21 protein-coding genes, 1 pseudogene and 1 riboswitch are annotated in these 19,293 nt (G+C 57.4%); of the genes and pseudogenes, 7 read left to right on the top strand and 15 right to left on the bottom strand.

Annotation, left to right across the window (positions count from 1 at the left end):
• Positions 1–23 precede the first annotated feature (23 nt).
• The 5 genes from ACR0JE_RS08845 to ACR0JE_RS08825 all read left to right on the top strand — a co-directional run bounded on the left by ACR0JE_RS08845 (position 24) and on the right by ACR0JE_RS08825 (position 4,525).
• Positions 24–1,190 (top strand): alpha-hydroxy acid oxidase, encoded by a 1,167-nt coding sequence (locus tag ACR0JE_RS08845; RefSeq protein WP_480863923.1) that lies wholly within the window; start codon positions 24–26, stop codon positions 1,188–1,190.
• 246 nt (positions 1,191–1,436) lie between these two features.
• On the top strand, positions 1,437–2,093 hold the full coding sequence (locus ACR0JE_RS08840) for a 50S ribosomal protein L25/general stress protein Ctc (protein WP_170531146.1): 657 nt from the start codon (positions 1,437–1,439) through the stop codon (positions 2,091–2,093).
• A gap of 122 nt (positions 2,094–2,215) precedes the next feature.
• Positions 2,216–2,899, top strand: coding sequence for an aminoacyl-tRNA hydrolase (gene pth, locus ACR0JE_RS08835; RefSeq protein WP_480826638.1), 684 nt, complete (start codon positions 2,216–2,218; stop codon positions 2,897–2,899).
• 81 nt (positions 2,900–2,980) lie between these two features.
• Positions 2,981–4,144, top strand: a complete 1,164-nt coding sequence (locus tag ACR0JE_RS08830; RefSeq protein ID WP_480826637.1) for a serine hydrolase domain-containing protein — start codon at positions 2,981–2,983, stop codon at positions 4,142–4,144.
• A gap of 9 nt (positions 4,145–4,153) precedes the next feature.
• Positions 4,154–4,525 carry a DUF2237 family protein gene (locus tag ACR0JE_RS08825; protein WP_480541909.1) on the top strand — a complete coding sequence of 124 codons (372 nt, stop codon included), beginning with the start codon at positions 4,154–4,156 and terminating at the stop codon, positions 4,523–4,525.
• A 5-nt stretch (positions 4,526–4,530) separates the two neighbouring features.
• Here the strand turns inward: ACR0JE_RS08825 and ACR0JE_RS08820 are convergent, their stop codons facing one another.
• From ACR0JE_RS08820 to ACR0JE_RS08775, 10 genes are all read right to left on the bottom strand, one after another.
• Entirely contained in the window at positions 4,531–5,163 is a 633-nt protein-coding gene (locus ACR0JE_RS08820; protein WP_480546330.1) for a class I SAM-dependent methyltransferase, read from the bottom strand.
• A 44-nt stretch (positions 5,164–5,207) separates the two neighbouring features.
• Complete coding sequence (trpB, locus tag ACR0JE_RS08815) at positions 5,208–6,455, bottom strand: tryptophan synthase subunit beta (protein WP_480863922.1); 1,248 nt, start codon at positions 6,453–6,455, stop codon at positions 5,208–5,210.
• A 69-nt stretch (positions 6,456–6,524) separates the two neighbouring features.
• Entirely contained in the window at positions 6,525–6,860 is a 336-nt protein-coding gene (locus ACR0JE_RS08810) for a hypothetical protein (RefSeq protein WP_480826636.1), read from the bottom strand.
• Positions 6,861–6,906: 46 nt separating this feature from the next.
• Entirely contained in the window at positions 6,907–7,548 is a 642-nt protein-coding gene (locus ACR0JE_RS08805; protein WP_480863921.1) for a phosphoribosylanthranilate isomerase, read from the bottom strand.
• 9 nt (positions 7,549–7,557) lie between these two features.
• Positions 7,558–7,908, bottom strand: a complete 351-nt coding sequence (locus ACR0JE_RS08800; protein WP_170531693.1) for a LapA family protein — start codon at positions 7,906–7,908, stop codon at positions 7,558–7,560.
• Positions 7,909–7,915: 7 nt separating this feature from the next.
• Positions 7,916–8,200, bottom strand: coding sequence for an integration host factor subunit beta (gene ihfB / locus ACR0JE_RS08795; protein ID WP_170477659.1), 285 nt, complete (start codon positions 8,198–8,200; stop codon positions 7,916–7,918).
• A 271-nt stretch (positions 8,201–8,471) separates the two neighbouring features.
• Positions 8,472–10,148, bottom strand: a complete 1,677-nt coding sequence (gene rpsA, locus ACR0JE_RS08790) for a 30S ribosomal protein S1 (protein WP_170354861.1) — start codon at positions 10,146–10,148, stop codon at positions 8,472–8,474.
• Between the two features lie 266 nt (positions 10,149–10,414).
• The gene (locus tag ACR0JE_RS08785) at positions 10,415–10,702 is read right to left on the bottom strand and encodes a DUF6525 family protein (protein ID WP_480541897.1); all 288 of its coding nucleotides are present in this window, start codon (positions 10,700–10,702) and stop codon (positions 10,415–10,417) included.
• Between the two features lie 133 nt (positions 10,703–10,835).
• On the bottom strand, positions 10,836–12,518 hold the full coding sequence (locus ACR0JE_RS08780; protein WP_480863920.1) for a tryptophan halogenase family protein: 1,683 nt from the start codon (positions 12,516–12,518) through the stop codon (positions 10,836–10,838).
• A gap of 168 nt (positions 12,519–12,686) precedes the next feature.
• Positions 12,687–13,223, bottom strand: a complete 537-nt coding sequence (locus tag ACR0JE_RS08775) for a hypothetical protein (RefSeq protein WP_170531161.1) — start codon at positions 13,221–13,223, stop codon at positions 12,687–12,689.
• Between the two features lie 218 nt (positions 13,224–13,441).
• On the opposite strand from ACR0JE_RS08775, the gene ACR0JE_RS08770 reads away from it, so the two are divergent.
• A complete protein-coding gene (locus tag ACR0JE_RS08770) occupies positions 13,442–13,918 on the top strand; it encodes a YHS domain-containing (seleno)protein (protein ID WP_480541894.1) in 477 nt (158 codons plus the stop codon).
• A gap of 23 nt (positions 13,919–13,941) precedes the next feature.
• On the opposite strand, the gene cmk is transcribed toward ACR0JE_RS08770, so the two are convergent.
• Both cmk and aroA read right to left on the bottom strand, forming a co-directional pair.
• Positions 13,942–14,565, bottom strand: a complete 624-nt coding sequence (cmk, locus tag ACR0JE_RS08765; RefSeq protein WP_480863919.1) for a (d)CMP kinase — start codon at positions 14,563–14,565, stop codon at positions 13,942–13,944.
• Between the two features lie 8 nt (positions 14,566–14,573).
• Positions 14,574–15,926 carry a 3-phosphoshikimate 1-carboxyvinyltransferase gene (gene aroA / locus ACR0JE_RS08760; protein WP_480863918.1) on the bottom strand — a complete coding sequence of 451 codons (1,353 nt, stop codon included), beginning with the start codon at positions 15,924–15,926 and terminating at the stop codon, positions 14,574–14,576.
• Positions 15,927–16,110: 184 nt separating this feature from the next.
• On the opposite strand from aroA, the gene ACR0JE_RS08755 reads away from it, so the two are divergent.
• Positions 16,111–16,914: a hypothetical protein gene (locus tag ACR0JE_RS08755; RefSeq protein ID WP_480863917.1), complete on the top strand. Its 804-nt coding sequence runs from the start codon at positions 16,111–16,113 to the stop codon at positions 16,912–16,914.
• Here ACR0JE_RS08755 and trmB read toward each other — a convergent pair.
• From trmB to ACR0JE_RS08740, 3 genes and pseudogenes are all read right to left on the bottom strand, one after another.
• On the bottom strand, positions 16,911–17,621 hold the full coding sequence (trmB, locus tag ACR0JE_RS08750; RefSeq protein WP_480863916.1) for a tRNA (guanine(46)-N(7))-methyltransferase TrmB: 711 nt from the start codon (positions 17,619–17,621) through the stop codon (positions 16,911–16,913). The two genes, ACR0JE_RS08755 and trmB, sit on opposite strands and share 4 nt — an antisense overlap.
• A gap of 138 nt (positions 17,622–17,759) precedes the next feature.
• Positions 17,760–18,941 (bottom strand): methionine adenosyltransferase, encoded by a 1,182-nt coding sequence (gene metK / locus ACR0JE_RS08745; RefSeq protein ID WP_480863915.1) that lies wholly within the window; start codon positions 18,939–18,941, stop codon positions 17,760–17,762.
• A 5-nt stretch (positions 18,942–18,946) separates the two neighbouring features.
• A riboswitch (SAM-SAH riboswitch) is annotated at positions 18,947–18,995 on the bottom strand.
• Between the two features lie 21 nt (positions 18,996–19,016).
• A pseudogene (locus ACR0JE_RS08740) lies at positions 19,017–19,293 on the bottom strand (apolipoprotein N-acyltransferase); the annotation flags it as partial.

Raw genomic sequence — 19,293 nt, 5'->3', positions numbered from 1 at the left:
CCAATCCTTCAGGGGCCGGACAAATGCCAGTCATCACCACCATCGACGACCTAAAACGTATCTACGAACGGCGCGTGCCGCGCATGTTCTATGACTACGCCGAAAGCGGCAGTTGGACTGAACAGACCTTTCGCGAAAACAGCTCGGACTTCGAACAAATTCGCCTGCGCCAGCGGGTCGCTGTGGACATGGCCGGGCGTTCAACCGCGTCTCAGATGATCGGGCAGGATGTCGCGATGCCGGTGGCACTTGCACCGGTAGGTCTAACCGGAATGCAGCATGCTGATGGCGAGATGAAAGCGGCCAAGGCAGCCGAGGAATTCGGTGTCCCGTTTACGCTATCGACGATGTCCATCAATTCGATTGAAGATGTGGCAGAATACACCAGCAAACCCTTTTGGTTTCAGCTCTACACCATGAAGGACACCGACTACGTCAATCGGCTAATCCAGCGTGCAAAAGACGCCAAGTGTTCGGCGCTGGTGATCACGCTGGACCTGCAGATCCTGGGTCAGCGGCACAAGGATCTGAAGAACGGACTGTCCGCCCCGCCAAAACTAACCGCCAAAACCATTGCAAACCTGATGACCAAATGGGCCTGGGGCATCGAGATGCTGCGCGCCCAAAGGCGTGAATTCGGAAATATCGTCGGCCATGTCGAAGGCATCTCGGACGCCTCCTCACTGGGCGCCTGGACGGCCGAACAATTCGACCCCAGCCTGGATTGGTCAAAGGTTGAAAAGCTCATGGAACAATGGGGCGGCAAGGTGATCCTCAAAGGCATTCTGGATGCCGAAGATGCAAAAATGGCCGCCAAGCTGGGGGCTGACGCCATCGTTGTCTCGAATCACGGCGGCCGCCAACTGGACGGCGCGCTCAGTTCAATCCGGATGCTGCCGGAGATCATGGACGCCGTCGGCAGCGATATCGAGGTGCATCTGGACAGCGGCATCCGCTCCGGCCAAGACGTTCTCAAGGCATTGGCGTTGGGCGCTAAGGGCACCTATATCGGGCGCGCTTTTGTCTACGGGCTGGGCGCAATGGGTCAAAAGGGTGTGACAACAGCGCTCGATGTCATTCAGAAAGAACTTGATACGACTATGGCCCTGTGCGGGGAACGCAACGTTTCGGATTTGGCTCGGCACAATCTGCTGGTGCCCCAAGACTTTGGTGGTCGCTGGCAAAACTGACGAGTGAGAGGAGGCTCTGCCCCCGTCGCCCTTACTGGGCGCCTCCCCCGGGGATATTTATAGCCAGATGAAGTCTGGATTCTTCATTCACCTGGCTAAAAAATATCCCGGAGCGCGAGGCAAAGCCTCGCAAGAAAACAGACGCTGCAAAAACCCCTTTCCAAACCCAATGAATCAAGCTAAGGACGCGGCTTCACGCGGGCATACAGCCTTGGAGGATGCCCGCCCTAACATTGGAGAATTATCATGGCTGGAGAGATTCCTGATCTCGTAGCTCTGGAACGGACGGGGACAGGCAAGGGCGCCGCTCGTCAGGCGCGCCGCGATGGCATGGTTCCGGGCATTGTGTTTGGTGGCGATAAAGAGCCGCTGCCGATTCAGATCCCGTTCAACGAACTGTTTAAACGCCTGAAGGCTGGCCGGTTCAAGTCGACCCTTTGGAACCTGAAGGTTGACGGTCACGAAGACGTTCGCGTGATCTGCCGTGACGTTCAGCGTGACGTCGTCAAAGACCTGCCGACCCATCTGGACCTGATGCGCCTGCGCCGGACCACCAAAATCGCACTGTTCATCCCCGTTGAGTTCATCAACGAGGAAGCAGCCCCTGGAATCAAGAAGGGCGGCGTTCTGACCGTTGTGCGCCCTGAGGTCGAACTGATGTGTACCGCTGGCGAGATCCCCGAGAAGATCACCGTTGATCTTACTGGCATGGAGATCAACGACGTTGCCACCATCTCGTCGGTTGACCTGCCCGCAGGCACCAAGCCGACAATCGACCGGGACTTCGTGATCGCCAATGTGTCAGCGCCGACCGGACTGTCGACCAGCGACGATGAGGAAGAAGGCGAAGAAGTGGCCGCGGACGAAGTAGAAGTCGTCGGCCAGGAAGAAGCTGAAGAGTAAACCCGGGCCCAAGAGTTCGGACTTGAAACGGGGCCCTTTGCGGGCCCCGTTTTCTTTTGGTCGGGCTGGAAACACGTGCAATTCCGTGCCATCAACCCACTGCGCTGTACAAGGACGAGAAAATGAAACTGTTTGTCGGACTGGGGAACCCGGGCTCGAAATACGCCCGCAACCGACACAATATAGGTTTCATGGCTTTGGATCGAATTGCCGAAGATCATGGCTTTGGTCCTTGGAAATCAAAGTTCCAGGGTGAGATCGCCGAAGGACGTTTGGGCACAGAGAAAGTACTGCTGCTAAAGCCGCAGACGTTCATGAACCGTTCAGGCCAATCGGTTGGCGAAGCAATGCGCTTCTACAAACTTGAATCCACGGATGTGACCGTCTTTCACGATGAGCTGGATCTGGCCCCGGGCAAAGTCCGGGTCAAGGCGGGCGGCGGTCACGCTGGTCACAACGGATTGCGGTCGATCCACGACCACATTGGGGCGGCCTATGACCGGGTGCGCCTGGGCATCGGGCATCCTGGCCGCAAGGAAATGGTATCGCCTTACGTCCTATCAGATTTTGCCAAAACCGAGGGCGACTGGCTGGACAATGTACTACGCGGTGTCTCAGACGGGGCTGAACATCTGACAAAGGACGAGGGTGGCAAATTCATGAACGCCGTTGCGCTGCGTACTACACCGGCACGATCCTCCAAGTCGCCTCCGGCCGACGACCCCACATCTAAGCCCGCTGAAAAACCCGGACCAGCTGCAGATGACCGGACGGCCATGCAAAAGCTGTTGGATAAATTCAAATAGTCCTGATCGCGCTTTCCGTTACGTCTTGATTGCGCAATGCGCCCTGCAACGCTCCTATGTAACCGAAACAGGGAGGGTTGCATGAGAACTGTGATCAAATGGCTGCTGCGCATCACTTTGGCCTTGGTGCTGGCTGCAATTGCGGTTGGGGTCTGGAAGCGTGAAGAGATTCAACGCTTGATGGCGGTGAACTCTTTGTTTTCCGAAGAGAAGATCGTTCACAACTTCTCGCACATGGATGAGGCGTTTCTGACCGCCCCCCTGCCCCGTGGAAACGGACCAACTTGGGAATTGCCCTATGGGGCTGGCTTTGACCTTCCCGATGGCACAGATGAATGGGTCGATGAACGCGCCGTGACCTCTTTGCTTGTTATGCAAAACGGTGAGGTTCGGTTTGAAGAGTACTATCTGGGCACCGGCTCAGATGACCGGCGGATATCTTGGTCGGTTGCAAAAAGCTATCTGTCGGCCTTGTTCGGCATCTTGCTGAGCGAAGGCGCAATCACCTCGCTGGACGATCCTGTCGTGCAATATGCCCCGCAGTTGAAAGGCAGCGCATATGACGGCGCAACGATCCGGAATGTGCTGAACATGGCCAGCGGTGTAACCTTTGACGAAGATTACCTGGACCCTAATTCAGACATCAACCGCATGGGCCGTATCGTTGCGCTTGGTGGGGAACTGGATGATTTTGCCGCGTCGCTCAATGAGAGTTTTGCCCCTCCGGGGGAAACCTATCAATATGTTTCGATCGATACGCATGTGTTGGGCATGGTAATCCGCGGGGCCACTGGGCGCAGTGTTACCGACCTGCTGACCGAAAAGATCATTCAGCCCTTGGGCCTAGAGCATGACGGCTACTACGTGACTGACGGCGCTGGCGTGGCCTTTGTCCTGGGTGGGTTGAACTTCACCACACGTGACTTCGCCCGTTTTGGACAGATGATCTTGCAAAACGGCGTACACAATGGACAACAGCTGGTTCCGGCGGACTGGATCGCCGTATCAACAGCGGCATCATCGCCAACCAAACCGGGCAAAATCGGCTATGGCTACCAATGGTGGATCCCTGTTGGTGCCGAAGACGGTGAATTCATGGCGCGCGGCGTTTACGGGCAATACATCTATTTTGACCAGGCCCGCGACGTTCTGATCGTCACGACCGGCGCAGATCGGCGATTCCGCGATCCCGGCGTCAGCGAAGAAAATATTGAAATGTTTCGCAGCATCGCCCGAAGCCTGTAAGGTGGCCCTATGCAGAAACAAGACAGCATCAATGTTCTGGGGGGCGTTCTGGCCCCCTGCTCACGCGATCCTCTGACCGGGTTTTTCCGGGACGGGGCTTGCAACACATGCCCCGAGGATCAGGGCAGCCACACGGTCTGCGCCGTCATGACGGCTGAATTCCTGGCCTATTCCAAGTATGTAGGCAACGATCTCAGCACGCCGCGCCCCGAGTTTGATTTCCCGGGCCTTAAACCCGGTGACGGCTGGTGCCTTTGTGCAAGTCGTTTCCTGCAGGCCTATGACGAAGGCTGTGCCCCGATGGTGCATCTTGAAGCAACACATCAGCGAGCTTTGGAGATCGTTCCGCTCAAGGTATTGGAAGCCAAGCGCGCTGACTAAGATAGTTATATCGCCACTGCGCGATATCCACGGGATGTGCGCGAAGGCGGGCCGGTTGGAAAACCGTGCTCTGCCTCCAAACCCCACCCTGATTGTGCCAGCAATTTTGCCACCACATCCGGACGATAGGTCCGGTGGCGCCACTGCAGCCATATGATCGCATTGCACCAATGCGGTTTGCTTACGACCAGCCACAGCGTCGCTCCCGGTGCAGCCAACTCGCGCATTTGACGCAGTGCATCGACCGGATCAGTACAGTGTTCCAGAACATGCGCCGCTAGGATACAATCATAGGGCTGAACGGCCTTGAACTCTGACAGCCAGTTTCTCGCGACCGCTGCATCAATTCCGCGCCGAGCGAGGGCACCCTTTGCCCGAAACAACATGTTCTCTGATGGCTCAAGCAACGTGACGGAACCGTGCGGTTGTACAACGGCACGCGCCTCGGCAAAGGCACCGGTTCCGCACCCAACGTCCAACGCATTGTCGCCTAGATTCGCCGCCGGGTCCGCCGATAGAAACCCGAGATAGGCGTCGAAATAGCCAAGCAACCGCATCTTGTCCGCCCATCCGGGCGCTGCGGCATCATACTTCTGACCAAGCTGTTCGGACTTGATGGATTGAGACGGGTCGCGCATGGGCGCAACCTGACACAATTCAATCGAGTCTCATAGCTCCAAGGCTAGTCTGCCGAGCGCCCTTCGGTATCCGACATATCAAAGTTCAGATACTTGGCCACGGTCTGTACGTCCTTGTCTCCTCGCCCACACATGTTCATGCAGATCAGGTGATCTTTGGGCAGGTCGGGCGCGATCTTCATGACATGGGCCAGTGCATGGCTAGGCTCCAGCGCAGGAATGATGCCTTCGGTCGCGCAGCACAGCTGGAACGCCTCTAGCGCTTCTTTGTCTGTGATAGCGACATAGTTTGCACGACCGATATCGTTCAGCCATGAATGCTCAGGTCCGATGCCCGGATAGTCGAGACCAGCCGAGATCGAATAGCCTTCGAGAATCTGACCATCGTCATCCTGCAACAGATAGGTGCGGTTGCCGTGCAGCACGCCCGGACGTCCACCAGTGAGTGAGGCGCAATGTTCCATCTTTTCGTTCACGCCTTTGCCGCCAGCTTCGACGCCAATGATGTTGACGTCCTTGTCGTCGAGGAACGGGTAGAACAGGCCCATCGCGTTCGAGCCACCGCCAATGGCGGCGATGATCGTGTCGGGTAGGCGGCCCTCAGCCTTCATCATCTGCTCTTTCGCTTCCTTGCCAATGATCGACTGGAAATCGCGCACCATCGCCGGATACGGGTGCGGACCGGCCACCGTGCCAATGCAGTAGAACGTGTCGCGCACATTAGTCACCCAGTCGCGCAGTGCGTCGTTCATCGCGTCTTTCAACGTGCCACGACCTGAAGTCACTGGGATCACTTCGGCGCCCAACAGACGCATCCGAAACACGTTCGGGGCCTGACGCTGCACATCATGCGCACCCATGTAGACGATGCATTTCAGGCCGAACTTGGCGCAGACGGTGGCGGTAGCCACACCGTGCTGCCCGGCCCCTGTTTCCGCGATGATCCGGGTCTTGCCCATGCGCCGCGCCAGAATGATCTGGCCCAACACGTTGTTGATCTTGTGCGCGCCGGTGTGGTTCAGCTCATCACGTTTCAGGTAGATCTTCGCGCCGCCCAAATGCTCGGTCAGGCGTTCCGCGTAATACAGCGGCGAGGGGCGGCCTACATAATTGGCCCACAGATCATCCATCTCGGCCCAGAAGGTCGGATCATCCTTGGCCTTGTTGTATTCCTCTTCCAGCGACAGGATCAGGGGCATCAGCGTTTCACTGACGAACCGTCCGCCGAAGATACCGAAACGCCCCTGTTCATCGGGGCCGGACATGAAAGAGTTGAAAAGATCGTTGGCCATGGGTGTCTCCACTCGTCGTACCCGTTGTTCATAGGAGGTGGTGGCAGGATTTGCCATGGGCAAAACGCATCATTCGGCTGCTTGAACCTGTTGTCGCCAGTGTTGAAGCGCTTGTTCGGCTGTTGGAACCCCTACGCACGAGAAATGGCAGAATCGGTTCACGTTGGCGAGGCGATCAGCTGCCAGCATGACACGGCGATGCGGGCCAGTGCGCGCAAACGCCATCATCGCCTCGATATCCTGCCAGACGCTTAGCGAGAAATAGAGGTCGTCCAGTGGGAACACCTCGGCGTGCAGGCACAAAGGATCCCGGCGTGCTTGCCGCAACGCCTGACCTGCGCGCCAGAAAAACTCTGGCGTATGGTACCAATGCCGTAGGGAAACGCCGCCAATCGCTGCAAACATAATCGAACCCTCCTCTTTGGAGGTACGGCGCGCATGCCTTTTCAGATCACTGTGCCGAGTCGATAAATGCCTGAATCAACGCCGCATCCTTGACGCCGGGTGTGCTTTCAACCCCTGATGCAACATCAACCTGACGCGCACCCGTCATACGAATAGCTTCGGCCACGTTGGCGGGATTAAGCCCACCGGCTAGCATCCAAGGCCTACGCCAGTATTTGCGCCCAGCTAGCAGGCGCCAGTCAAACGCCAAACCATTGCCGCCCGGTAAGACAGCGTTTTTCGGGGCCTTCGCGTCGATCAGCAGTTGATCGGCTACATGACTGTAGGTGTCGATTGCCGAGAGATCTTTCGCATCAGCAACACCTATAACCTTCATCACGGGCAGGCCATACCGATCCTTGACCTCTTGCACCCGCTCGACCGTCTCGGCTCCGTGCAATTGCAGCATGTCGAACGGTGCAGTTTGCGTGATGCTGTCGAGCAATTCATTCCTGGCGTTCACAACCAGCGCGACCTTAGCGACACCAGCGGGGACACCTGTCACCAACCCGGCGGCCTGTTCTGGGGAAACATATCGTGGTGATTTTGGGAAAAAGTTAAACCCTAAGTACCGCGCACCCGCATCTACCGATGCGCGCACGTGATCAGGGGCGGTGAGACCGCAGATTTTGACGGATACCTCGGCCATGGCGTCGGCTCAACTCGCCTCGTCCAGAATGGCCAGAACTTCGTCTTTGTCTTCGTTCTGCTTTTTCTTGAGCTTCTTGACCTCGCGCTCGAGCTTGCGCACTTCGCTTTTCTTGACCGAGGCGTCTTTGCGATGCTTGTGCTCTCGCAGCCATTCCCACAGAAACCCGATGACCAGCCCCGCCACGACGCCGCCCAAAACGACGATGAACAGCGGCAATGAGGTGGACAGGTTAAAGCCCAGCAGTTCTGCCAAGGCGTCAGGCATCAGCTTCAGCTCGACCGAGCTGACATTGGCCAGTGAAATCGAGATCAGAATGATCCCCAAACTCGCCAGAAAAGCATATCGAAGGTAGCGCATCATGGGATCAGGCTTTACCGTTCAATCGATCCCTTAGCAACTTGCCGGTTTTGAAAAACGGAACTGATTTTTCTTCGACCTGAACCGTCTCGCCGGTTCTTGGGTTACGGCCCACGCGAGCGTCACGCTTTTTCACCGAAAACGCACCAAAGCCGCGCAGTTCGACACGGTCGCCGCGCGACATCGCATCGGTGACTTCTTCAAATACGGTATTCACGATCCGCTCGACATCACGCTGGTAGAGATGTGGGTTTTCATCGGCAATCTTCTGAATCAATTCTGAACGGATCATTCGCGTTACCCTCCCAGGCGGCCAATATGTCAGGTCTATTGTTCTGACAGTATAGGGAAAAAGCCGGATCAGGGGAAAGCAAACTATGGGCGCGGGTGCCTGAATTTGGCACAGACTCACGCGATTTTTTGCCAGTTCACCCGCTTTACACACCTAATGCGCGAGCAATCAGCCGGATAGATCGAAGAATCGGAACATATTGATTCGCAACAAAAACGGCCCCGCGCGGATGCACGGGGCCGATTATCATGTTCAAGCTTGCGCCCTGAGTTTAGTCGCCGGATTTCAGCGCTGCGCCCAGGATATCGCCCAGCGATGCGCCCGAGTCGGAGGAACCGTACTGTTCCACGGCCTCTTTCTCTTCGGCGATCTCGCGTGCCTTGATCGACAGGCCCAGACGGCGGGTCTTGCTGTCGACATTGGTGACGCGGACGTCGACCTTGTCGCCGGTGTTGAAGCGCTCAGGGCGCTGCTCGGCGCGGTCACGGCTCAGGTCCGAACGACGGATGAACGACTTCATGCCTTCGTACTCGACCTCGATGCCACCATCTTCGATCGCGGTAACTTCGACAGTGATGACCGAGCCACGCTTCACGCCGCCCACAGCTTCGGCGAACTTGTCACCGCCCAGGGCTTTGATCGACAGCGAGATACGCTCTTTCTCAACGTCAACTTCCGAAACGACGGCCGAAACCATGTCGCCTTTGCGGTAGTTCTGGATCGCATCCTCGCCACGCTCGTCCCAAGACAGGTCGGACAGGTGAACCATACCGTCGATGTCGCCTTCGAGGCCGATGAACAGACCGAATTCGGTGATATTCTTGACTTCGCCTTCGACCTCGGTGCCCTCGGGGTGAGTTTCTGCAAACACTTCCCACGGGTTGCGCTGAGTTTGCTTCAGGCCCAGAGACACGCGACGCTTGGCGCCGTCGATTTCCAGAACCATGACGTCGACTTCCTGGCTGGTCGAAACGATCTTGCCGGGGTGGACGTTTTTCTTGGTCCAGGACATCTCGGACACGTGCACCAGACCTTCGACACCGGCTTCCAGCTCGACAAACGCGCCGTAGTCGGTAATGTTGGTGACGCGACCCTGATGGACCGAGCCCAGCGGGTATTTCGCAGCAACCAGATCCCATGGATCTTCCTGCAGCTGCTTCATGCCCAGGCTGATGCGGTGGGTCTCTTTGTTGATCTTGATGACCTGAACCTTGATGGTTTCGCCGATCGTCAGGATTTCGGACGGGTGGTTCACACGACGCCATGCCATGTCGGTGACGTGCAGCAGACCGTCAACGCCGCCCAGGTCAACAAATGCACCGTATTCGGTGATGTTTTTGACAACACCTTCGACGGTCTGACCTTCGGACAGGTTGCCGATAACTTCGGCACGCTGTTCGGCACGCGATTCTTCCAGGATGGCGCGACGCGACACAACGATGTTGCCACGGCGGCGGTCCATTTTCAGAATCTGGAATGGCTGCTTCAGACCCATCAGCGGGCCAGCGTCGCGCACGGGGCGAACGTCAACCTGCGAGCCGGGCAGGAACGCAACTGCGCCACCCAGATCGACGGTGAAGCCACCTTTGACGCGACCAAAGATTGCACCTTCGACGCGCTGGTCGTCGGCATATGCTTTTTCCAGACGGTCCCATGCCTCTTCACGGCGGGCCATCTCGCGCGAGATGACGGCTTCGCCACGGGCGTTTTCTGCGGCGCGCAGGTAAACTTCGACCTCGTCACCTACAGCGATTTCAGGGGCTTCGCCGGGATTTGCGAATTCTTTCAGATCAACGCGGCCTTCCATTTTGTAGCCTACGTCGATGATGGCTTGGCCGGCTTCAATCGCCAGAACCTTACCTTTGACGACAGAACCCTCTTCGGGTGTGTCCATTTCGAAGCTTTCGTTCAGGAGGGCTTCGAATTCCTCCATAGATGTATCAGCCATGTGGCGTCGTTTTCCTTTACAGTACGTTTTTGCTGGCCGAGCGGTTGTCTCCGCCGGTCTTGTTTCATGATGTCGTCGGGCGTGATCCGGTGCGCCCCTGAGCAAACAAACACAAAGGGCCGAGGTAACCCGGCCCTGCTCAGAAACGTCATCCGGGCGTTGACCGCCCATGTATCGACAGCGCGCGTATAGGCGGATTTCAGTGCGGACGCAAGGGCAAAGCCCATATTTTCATGGCCCAGGGGAATCCGGGCGCCCTTGTGCAATCAGACAGACTGGGTCCAGACTTTCGAATCCTTTTGCAGCATCGCCTGCTCGACCGCGTTCAACCGTCCAATCGCAGCTAAGGGGTCTTTGGCACCGTCAATTCGGTTCCAGATTTTCAGGGCCGAGCTTGGGCTCCACGGCAGACAGGCCTGTGCCAGCCAGCGCCGTAACGGTTGCGGCAAGTTATCATAGGTCTGCATAGGCGACGCCTGTCGGCGACGCCGTTTCAAATCACTCCGCAGATTGCGGCCTGCGCCGGGTCGGTATTGGGGTCTCGGTTGCCTCATGACGTGATGATATTACATTTCTCATCACAGGCTGCAACACGGATTGATCACCTTACCAAGTCATAGAGTGGGGCACTTGGCGCTTAGCGCACCAGTGCTTGACAGTTGCCCCCTGTAACCCGCCGCTGGCACCCTAGAAAAGCTGCAAATCCTTGCTGCCACTTTGAATTTCGGCAAGATTCGGCATGTTCTGAATCGCCACAGGCGCAGGCACCTGCCCCGGCATTGCCACCGTCGCCGCAGCAACGGCCTTGTCAAAGGCGGGTTTATCCAGTTCTCCCCGAATATCGCGCAACAGAGTTTTGTGGTCTGGCATCGTGCGCAGAATCTGCGCAAGGTCCACCTTGGCCCCCTTCCACCATTGAAACCAGATCGGTTTTTTCAGCGGACGTATCCGATCGCGTATCCCCGCACCATAGCCTGTGTCATAGACCTGCTTGCCCAACAGAACCGTCTGATAGACGCGGAAATTGAACAGGGTAGCGAACTCGATATCGTGCTCCATTGGCAGGCGGTGCTGCCACAATTCCAGGTTCTCGGCTAAGCGATCCGGTATCTTCATCTCGTTCCGGGCGTCGATCCAGTACTGGTCATCCGTGCGATTGCCCAAGCGATAATGCAGGCAGATGAAGTCCAGAACCTCATCATAAAGCTTATTCATCTGGCGATTATATCGCGCCCGCAAAGACGGCTCGATATCGCGCGTGGGCAGATGCTCGGCGAACCAGCGGATTGCGTGGTCAATCATATGGATCGCGGTGCTTTCGAGCGGTTCGATAAACCCACCGGACAGACCAATCGCCAGACAGTTCTTGACCCAGGCATTGCGCACCCGCCCGATACGCATCGGGATAACACGTGGCGTCAGCCCCTTGCCGCTGTCGCCCAGCCATTCCAGATACTCGTCCGCCGCCTGATCATCAGTCCGATGCGCCGATGAGAACACATAGCCCGTCCCAACCCGATTGTAGAGCGGCACGCGCCATGTCCAGCCCGCGCCCAGTGCGGTCGACCGCGTGACGCTTTCGATCTTTTCCGGATCGGGATGTTCGATCTGTAACGCCATGGCGCGGTCATTCGGCAAATAGTCCGAATAGTCCATGAACGGCTCGCCCAGAGCCTGGTTGATGATCAATCCCCGGAATCCGGTACAGTCGATGACCATCTCAATGTCGTGCCGCCCTTTGCGCTCCAGCATCAGATGGCTGACATTGCCCTGCTCGTCCAGCTCGACCGACTGCACCTCATCCTGAATGTGCTCCACACCACGCTTGGTGCAGACCCGCGTGAGCATGCCCGCAAACTTTACCGCGTCCAGATGATAGGCATAGCCAAAGCGCTGTTCGAACTCAGGCGCACCCAAAGGCCGCGCACCTTTGCACAGGCGGGCCAGATCATCATGAGGCGCGATTGACTGCGTAAAATCACGATCCCCATTGCCGAACCGCAGAAAGTATTCCGCGGCCTCGAGCCCTTCCAGCAACTGCCCATGGGCAAAGGGGTTCACGTAGTCGATACGGTTTCCCTTGGCATCCTTATTCCAGTTGCAAAACTTCACGCCCAGCTTGAACGAAGCGTTGGTTTCACGAAAGAAATCCCGCTCGGAGATCCCCGCCTGGCGCAATGTGACCGGCATGCGGGGCACCGTCGCCTCGCCCACACCGACGGTCGAAATATTCGGGCTTTCGATCAGGCAGATACGCGGACGATCCTTGGTTGCGGAGGTGCGTGAAAACACCATGTCCAGGATCAGCGCAGTCATCCAACCCGCCGTACCACCACCGACGATGGTGATCTTACTCAAACGATTATTCATATTTTCTGTCCCTGTTGGCTTTTGGGATTCTGTAACCGCCTCCCCATTTATTGAGGTTGTTTGGCGGCTTTCCCATTTAGCTTGCAGGAGACTATAGCAGCTTTCCTGCATCCAGCTAGGGTCTTTGGGATGGGGCCATCAAAGAGGATGGGGGATCGCCAATTGCGTTCAGATTTCTTCGCCCTTCTTCAACAGCTCTTCGAGCAACTCGCGCTGCAAGTCATGACTGTCGCCGCCGCCAAACTCGGCCGCACCACCTGTGTACAGAGTGCCATAGGTGATTGCGATGTTCACAGTCTGGGCCAAACCCGAAATCAACTGATCCTTATCCAATCGGGACAAGGGATGGATAAACGCCGCCCAGAGTGTGCCATTGGCAATAGCGTAGCGGGCATCCAGCGTACTGTCGAAATTTGCCTGCATCATGCGCTGCAGGTCTGCGTGCGACAAATCTTCGGCGCTGCCAATCGCAACCAAAGCCCGCATCCGATCCAATGTCGTATCGGTGACAACCAGCACCGTCTGTTCTGATATCGTCAGCTGAAAGCCCGGTCCAAACGGCTGCGCCTCGGGGTCGAGCGCGAAGAGGATCTTGCCCAGACGCTCATATGTCATCGCAGGTTCGACATCTGGCTGCTCGGGCTGAGCCTCCTGCGCCATCAGGCTTCCGGCGGCGAGGAACAAAATCAGGGCTAGTCGGATCATGGCGTCTCTCCTGCTGGCATAGGGTGAACATATGGCCAGATGTTTCGCATGACCAAACAAAGCTTGGTGAACAGCATAAGCCTGCAATCCGACAAGTTGTACGATCTGCAAGTAATCGCGACCTATCTGCGATTAAACGTCCGACCACCCTTGCCTAGCTATGTTTCATCGGTCGCCACAGTGATCGACTTGAACCCAAAGCAACAAGGAAACGCACAATGAAAACTCGATTTTTGACCGCCCTCGCAGCTGCCATTGCCCTCACCACACCGGCCTTTGCGGCGGATGAAATCAATGTCTCGAACGGCATCTCAGCCGCAGGTGCGCCGCTGGCTGCCCACGGCGTTGATCTGGTCGCACTGGTCAATAACGGCAACCCGGTCGAAGGCTTCGCGACCCATACAGCAACTTATGATGGCGCATCATACTATTTTACCACCGCCACAAACCTCGAAGCATTCGAGGCGAACCCGACGGCGTATCTGCCGCAACACGGCGGTTTCTGTTCGTTTGGCGTATCGGTCGGCAAGAAGTTCGATGGCGATCCGGATCAATACCTGATTGCCGATGGCAAGCTGTACCTGTTCTTGAATGCTGATACCCGCACCGCCTTTTTGAAGGATGTTGCTGGCACCGCAAAAACGGCGGACGATCAGTGGGCAAACATTCAAAGCATCGCAGTTGGCGATCTGTAAACTGCGCCTTGCTGCCCGCGGCTTTAGTCAGCCGCGGGCAGTTTCGCGTTGATCGCGGCCAAGGCTTGGTTCAAAGCGGCCTCGATGCTCAGATCTGTGGTATCCAGCATCACGGCATCTTCGGCCGGTTTCATCGGCGCTGTACTACGCTCGGCATCGCGCGCATCGCGTTCTTTCACATCCGCCAGAACCTGATCACGGGTCACGTCAGCGCCTTTGGCCTGAAGCTCAAGAAACCGACGCTCGGCCCGAACCTCAGCACTTGCGGTGACGAAAAGCTTCACTTCGGCATGCGGGCAAATCACAGTCCCAATGTCCCGCCCATCCAGGACCGCCCCGCCTGCCCGTCGGGCAAAAGCGCGTTGAAAATCGACAAGTGCGGCGCGCACTTCAGGGATCACAGCGACTTTCGAGGCGGCCTGCGCTATCTCAGCCGTGCGCAGGTCGCCTTGATCTAAATCCTCGGCCGTCAATGTCTGCGCGGCTTCCACCGGATCGACGCCCAGCAAAGTCCGTCGCCCAACCGCGCGATAGAGCAGTCCCGTATCCAAATGAGCAAACCCAAAATGCGCCGCGACGGCTTTTGAGATGGTGCCCTTTCCTGCTGCTGCCGGGCCATCAATCGCGACAGTGAAGCTGTAGGTCATCGCCCGGCTCACTGGTTGTTTCTGACAAGCCGCGCCCCAAGGCCGGCCATCAGAGGTTCGAATATCGGGAAAGAGGTTGCGATTGGGCCAGCGTCATCAACTGTCACAGAGGTCTTAGCACCCATACCGAGGATCATAAACGACATGGCGATGCGGTGATCCAGAAAGCTCTCGCAGGTTTTGCCGCCGGGCACGTTACCGATGCCCAACCCTTCAACCGACCACCAATCATCGCCGTCTTCCACAGTGACGCCATTCGCGCGCAAGCCGCGGGCCATTGCGTCGATCCGGTCGCTTTCCTTCACGCGCAGCTCTTTCACGCCAGCCATCATCGTAGTGCCGGTCGCGTTGGCGGCCACAACGGACAGAACCGGATATTCATCGATCATCGAGGCGGCGCGTTCGGGTGGCACCTCGATCCCCTTCATATTTGGCGAATACTTGGCGCGCAGATCGGCAACGGGCTCGCCCCCTTCTTCACGTTCGTTCTCATAAGTCAGATCAGCCCCCATCTCGCGCAGCGTGGTGAACAGACCCGCACGGGTTGGGTTCAAACCAATACCAGGCACCAGCACGTCTGAGCCGGGCGTGATAAGCGCAGCACAAACTGGGAAAGCCGCGCTGGACGGGTCGCGTGGCACGGCAATGACCTGAGGTTTCAACTCGGGGCGACCGGTCAGAGTGATCACGCGCCCCTCATCCGTATCCTCAACGGTGATTTCAGCCCCGAAACCCGCCAGCATCCGTTCGGAATGGTCGCGGGTGGCTTCTTTCTCGATCACCACGGTCTTGCCGGGTGCATTCAACCCGGCCAGCAGCACAGCCGATTTGACCTGCGCCGAAGGGACCGGCACTTCATAGCGCACCGGAACCGGCTCAGCCGCGCCCACGATGGTCATCGGCAAACGCCCGCCCGAGCGGCCCACCGATTGCGTTCCAAACAGAGCCAGAGGGTCTGTAACCCGCGCCATGGGACGTTTGTTCAAGCTCGCATCCCCTGTGAACGTAGCCGAGATTGGACAGGTCGCCATTGCGCCCATAATCAGCCGCACCCCGGTGCCAGAGTTGCCGCAATCGATCACCTGATCGGGTTCAGCAAAGCCGCCAACGCCGACGCCATGAACCGACCATTCGCCACCGCCGTGATCTGTCACCTCGGCCCCAAAGGCGCGCATCGCCTTAGCGGTGTCCAGAACATCCTCACCTTCCAGCAGACCGGTGATCCGCGTCTCGCCCACAGCCATCGCACCCAGGATCAAAGACCGATGCGAAATCGACTTGTCGCCGGGAACCTCGGCCGTGCCTTGCAGCGGGCCGCAGGGATGCGAGGTCATCGGGATGGGCGTGCCGTGTCCGGACATGGGAGCTCCTGTTTTCGCTATCAATCCTCAGGCCGATTAGCGAATTGGGCGTGCAGGGTCCAGCGCCAAAGCCCCGGGTTGCAAGCTTGTTTCTTCGATTCTGTGCTAAACACCTGATTTGTGGTATACTGAAGCCATTCATATTCAGTGATTTATTTTATCTATGAAAGCTCAGGATTTTACCATGAACAGAGCACCAAACATGTTGGAGCGCGGGCCAACTCAGCTTTTCCACCCCGCCGATCCCACGCGCACAGAAAGCAAACTGGAACAAAGGCTGGCGTTTCTGGTCGGACTGGTCGCCTTTGGCCTGCCGATCATTCTGGCAGTCGGGGCCAACTTCGGCGGAAGCTGTTTCCGCGACAGCATCAGCCATTTCTACTATGCCCAGTTTCTTGGCACAATCTTCGTTGGCCTGCTGTATTTCATTGGCGGCTTTCTGATCGCCTATACTGGAGATACGTTTTTCGAAGACACCCTCAGCAGCGTTGCAGGTGTCGGCGCATTCATCGTCGCCTCAATCCCAACACTGGGCACCGGGTGCGAGAATCGGGCAACTTTTCTGTCCCGCGTATTTGTCGAAGTGACCAGCGGCCCGCCGATCACAGTTGCAGAGGCACCGCATCAAGGGTTTTTCAACCTGTTCAGTAGCGCCAGCAACTGGCACCTGATCGCGGCTGGCATCTTGTTTGTTTATCTTGGCCTATACTGCCTGATCGTGCTCAAGCGCGTGGTTCCCGAACGGCATGAAAAAGACGGCGTGCTGATCGAAAGCAAGCGCAAGCGGAACCGGCTGTACACGATCTGCGGGATCACAATTCTAGCCTGTGTCGCCGCACTTTATGTCAAAGACAAGTTCGGAACAGACTTCGTTGACTGGTGGAACAGCCTGAACCTGACCTTCTTTGTCGAAGCCCTCGCCCTGTGGGCCTTTGGAATTGCTTGGTTCGCCAAGGGACGTACCTTCCCCAGCTTGAACGACGCCTAGGCCAACCGCCGGAAGGTCAGATAGTGCGGGGTCCTGCCTTCGCGCAGGGCCTTTTGCTCATAACGGGTTGAAATCCAATCCCCCCAAGGCTCGCGCCAATCCGCGGGCCGCTCTGCGAGCCATTCGAATCCCGCACGCGGAACCTCTTCCAGCGTTTGGCGCACATAGTCGGGGATATCCGTCGCAACACGGAAAATCGACCCTGGCTTGAGCGCGCGCGCCAGTGGTTCCAGATGCTCGGGTGTGACAAAGCGGCGGCGGTGATGTCGTGTTTTGGGCCATGGGTCAGGATAAAGCAGGAAAGCGCGCGAGATGCTGGCCTCAGGCAACACATCAAACAAGTCGCGTGCATCGCCGGGGTGAACGGCAAGGTTTTGAACACGCGCCTGTCGGATTTTGCCAAGCAACATCGCAACGCCGTTGATGTAAGGTTCAGCTCCGATGATCCCGATCTCCGGGTTGGATGCGGCCTGATGCACCAGATGCTCGCCACCGCCAAAGCCGACCTCAAGCCAGATATCCTTGCCCCCGAACAGGGCATCCAAGTCCAACGGAATACGCTCGGGGTTCACATCCCAGCCCACATCCCCCGGCGACAAAGCATCGAGGTCTTCGTTCAGATAGGTCTTTTGGCTTTGCTTCAGGGTCTTGCCCTTGAAGCGGCCATAGAAGTTTCTGCGGGGGCGTTGGGGTGTCTGGGTGCTCATGGCCGTGCCCATACTGCGCTCATGATATTGTTGCAATAGATGGCAAGGGCGGAAGCGGGGGCCAGCCCCCACACCCCCGGGGTATTTTCAAACAGAAGAAGAGCGCGCCCGTCAGGGCGCACCTTCGGATTAGGGTCGTTAGACGGCCTTTTTTAGATCGTCAGTCAGATCGGTGCGTTCCCAGCTAAAGCCGCCATCCGCATCCGGTTCACGACCAAAATGGCCGTAAGCGGCCGTGCGCTGGTAAATCGGCTTGTTCAACTGCAGATGTTCGCGGATGCCACGCGGGGTCAAATCCATAACCTGCCCAACCGCCTTTTCGATTTGCGCATCCTCAATCTGGCCGGTTCCGTGGGTGTCTGCATAGATCGACAGAGGTTTGGATACGCCAATCGCATAGCTCAGCTGGATGGTGCAGCGTTCGGCCATGCCGGCGGCGACCACGTTCTTGGCCAGATAGCGCGCAGCATAGGCGGCTGAACGGTCCACCTTGGTTGGATCTTTGCCCGAGAATGCACCACCACCATGGGGCGCAGCACCGCCATAGGTATCCACGATGATCTTACGACCAGTGAGACCAGCATCTCCATCCGGGCCACCAATGACGAATTTTCCGGTTGGGTTCACATGCCACTCGGTCTCAGCCGACAGCCAACCATCGGGCAAGGTTTCGGTGATATAGGGTTCGACAATGGCGCGGATGTCATCCGAGCTCAGCGCTTCATCGAGATGCTGGGTCGACAGCACGATGGAACTCACGCCAACGGGCTTGCCATCGCGATACACAACCGACAGCTGCGACTTTGCGTCCGGGCCCAATGCAGCCTCAGCTCCGCTCTTGCGCACCTCGGCTAGACGCCGCAGGATCGCGTGCGAATACTGGATCGGTGCAGGCATCAGCGCAGGGGTTTCGGTCGTGGCATAACCGAACATGATGCCCTGATCGCCCGCGCCCTCATCCTTGTCGCCCGAGGCATCCACGCCCTGAGCAATATGGGCGGATTGTTCGTGCAGCAGGTTCGTCACCTCGACTGTTTCATGATGAAACTTGTCCTGCTCGTAGCCGATATCCTTGATACAGTCGCGCGCAATCTGATCGATGCGCCCCATGTAATCGTGCAGCTTTTCCTGATCAGACAGACCTACTTCGCCACCGATGACGACACGATCGGTGGTCGCAAAGGTTTCGCACGCCACGCGTGCTTCGGGTTCTTCATTCAGAAATGCATCAAGGACGGCATCCGAGATCCGGTCGCAAACCTTATCCGGGTGCCCTTCGGAAACCGATTCCGAAGTGAAAGTATAGTTCTGTCTGGACATAAAATTGCTCCATTAAGATTTCTCTGCCACGCCAGGAAGCCGTTGTGACAGGCTTTTGCGGGGATACGCGCGTTGTTACACGGGGTCAATCGGTATTTCTGAACGACCCCGGTAGGCCGTGAAGCAACACCCGGCAAACAGGAACAATAAAAAGATCAGAACCGGGTTGTCCCCAAATCGCGAATAGACCGTCGGTGCGTGCGGCGCAGGCAGTATGGCATCCACGAATCCCGCTTCTCCCAAAGGCAATGAATCTGTGATCTGACCCAGCGGGTCGATCATTGCAGAGATTCCGGTATTGGCGGATCGCATCAGCGGCAAACCCTGCTCAATGGCCCGCATGCGGGCCTGC

The sequence above is a fragment of the Ruegeria sp. H3 genome, assembly GCF_056533095.1.
The sequence above is the reverse complement of the archived record's forward strand: the minus strand, read 5'-3'. Positions and strand labels throughout refer to the sequence as shown.

Coding starts and splice junctions, on each gene's coding strand:
- ACR0JE_RS08845 (WP_480863923.1), top strand. CDS start 24: ATGCCAGTCATCACCACCATCGACGACCTAAAACGTATCTACGAACGG.
- cmk (WP_480863919.1), bottom strand. CDS start 14,565: ATGACCTACAGCTTCACTGTCGCGATTGATGGCCCGGCAGCAGCAGGA.
- ACR0JE_RS08825 (WP_480541909.1), top strand. CDS start 4,154: ATGCAGAAACAAGACAGCATCAATGTTCTGGGGGGCGTTCTGGCCCCC.
- ACR0JE_RS08800 (WP_170531693.1), bottom strand. CDS start 7,908: ATGCGCTACCTTCGATATGCTTTTCTGGCGAGTTTGGGGATCATTCTG.
- ACR0JE_RS08820 (WP_480546330.1), bottom strand. CDS start 5,163: ATGCGCGACCCGTCTCAATCCATCAAGTCCGAACAGCTTGGTCAGAAG.
- ACR0JE_RS08805 (WP_480863921.1), bottom strand. CDS start 7,548: ATGGCCGAGGTATCCGTCAAAATCTGCGGTCTCACCGCCCCTGATCAC.
- ihfB (WP_170477659.1), bottom strand. CDS start 8,200: ATGATCCGTTCAGAATTGATTCAGAAGATTGCCGATGAAAACCCACAT.
- ACR0JE_RS08840 (WP_170531146.1), top strand. CDS start 1,437: ATGGCTGGAGAGATTCCTGATCTCGTAGCTCTGGAACGGACGGGGACA.
- rpsA (WP_170354861.1), bottom strand. CDS start 10,148: ATGGCTGATACATCTATGGAGGAATTCGAAGCCCTCCTGAACGAAAGC.
- ACR0JE_RS08810 (WP_480826636.1), bottom strand. CDS start 6,860: ATGTTTGCAGCGATTGGCGGCGTTTCCCTACGGCATTGGTACCATACG.
- trpB (WP_480863922.1), bottom strand. CDS start 6,455: ATGGCCAACGATCTTTTCAACTCTTTCATGTCCGGCCCCGATGAACAG.
- ACR0JE_RS08755 (WP_480863917.1), top strand. CDS start 16,111: ATGAACAGAGCACCAAACATGTTGGAGCGCGGGCCAACTCAGCTTTTC.
- ACR0JE_RS08780 (WP_480863920.1), bottom strand. CDS start 12,518: ATGAATAATCGTTTGAGTAAGATCACCATCGTCGGTGGTGGTACGGCG.
- ACR0JE_RS08785 (WP_480541897.1), bottom strand. CDS start 10,702: ATGAGGCAACCGAGACCCCAATACCGACCCGGCGCAGGCCGCAATCTG.
- trmB (WP_480863916.1), bottom strand. CDS start 17,621: ATGAGCACCCAGACACCCCAACGCCCCCGCAGAAACTTCTATGGCCGC.
- metK (WP_480863915.1), bottom strand. CDS start 18,941: ATGTCCAGACAGAACTATACTTTCACTTCGGAATCGGTTTCCGAAGGG.
- ACR0JE_RS08830 (WP_480826637.1), top strand. CDS start 2,981: ATGAGAACTGTGATCAAATGGCTGCTGCGCATCACTTTGGCCTTGGTG.
- ACR0JE_RS08770 (WP_480541894.1), top strand. CDS start 13,442: ATGAAAACTCGATTTTTGACCGCCCTCGCAGCTGCCATTGCCCTCACC.
- ACR0JE_RS08775 (WP_170531161.1), bottom strand. CDS start 13,223: ATGATCCGACTAGCCCTGATTTTGTTCCTCGCCGCCGGAAGCCTGATG.
- pth (WP_480826638.1), top strand. CDS start 2,216: ATGAAACTGTTTGTCGGACTGGGGAACCCGGGCTCGAAATACGCCCGC.
- aroA (WP_480863918.1), bottom strand. CDS start 15,926: ATGTCCGGACACGGCACGCCCATCCCGATGACCTCGCATCCCTGCGGC.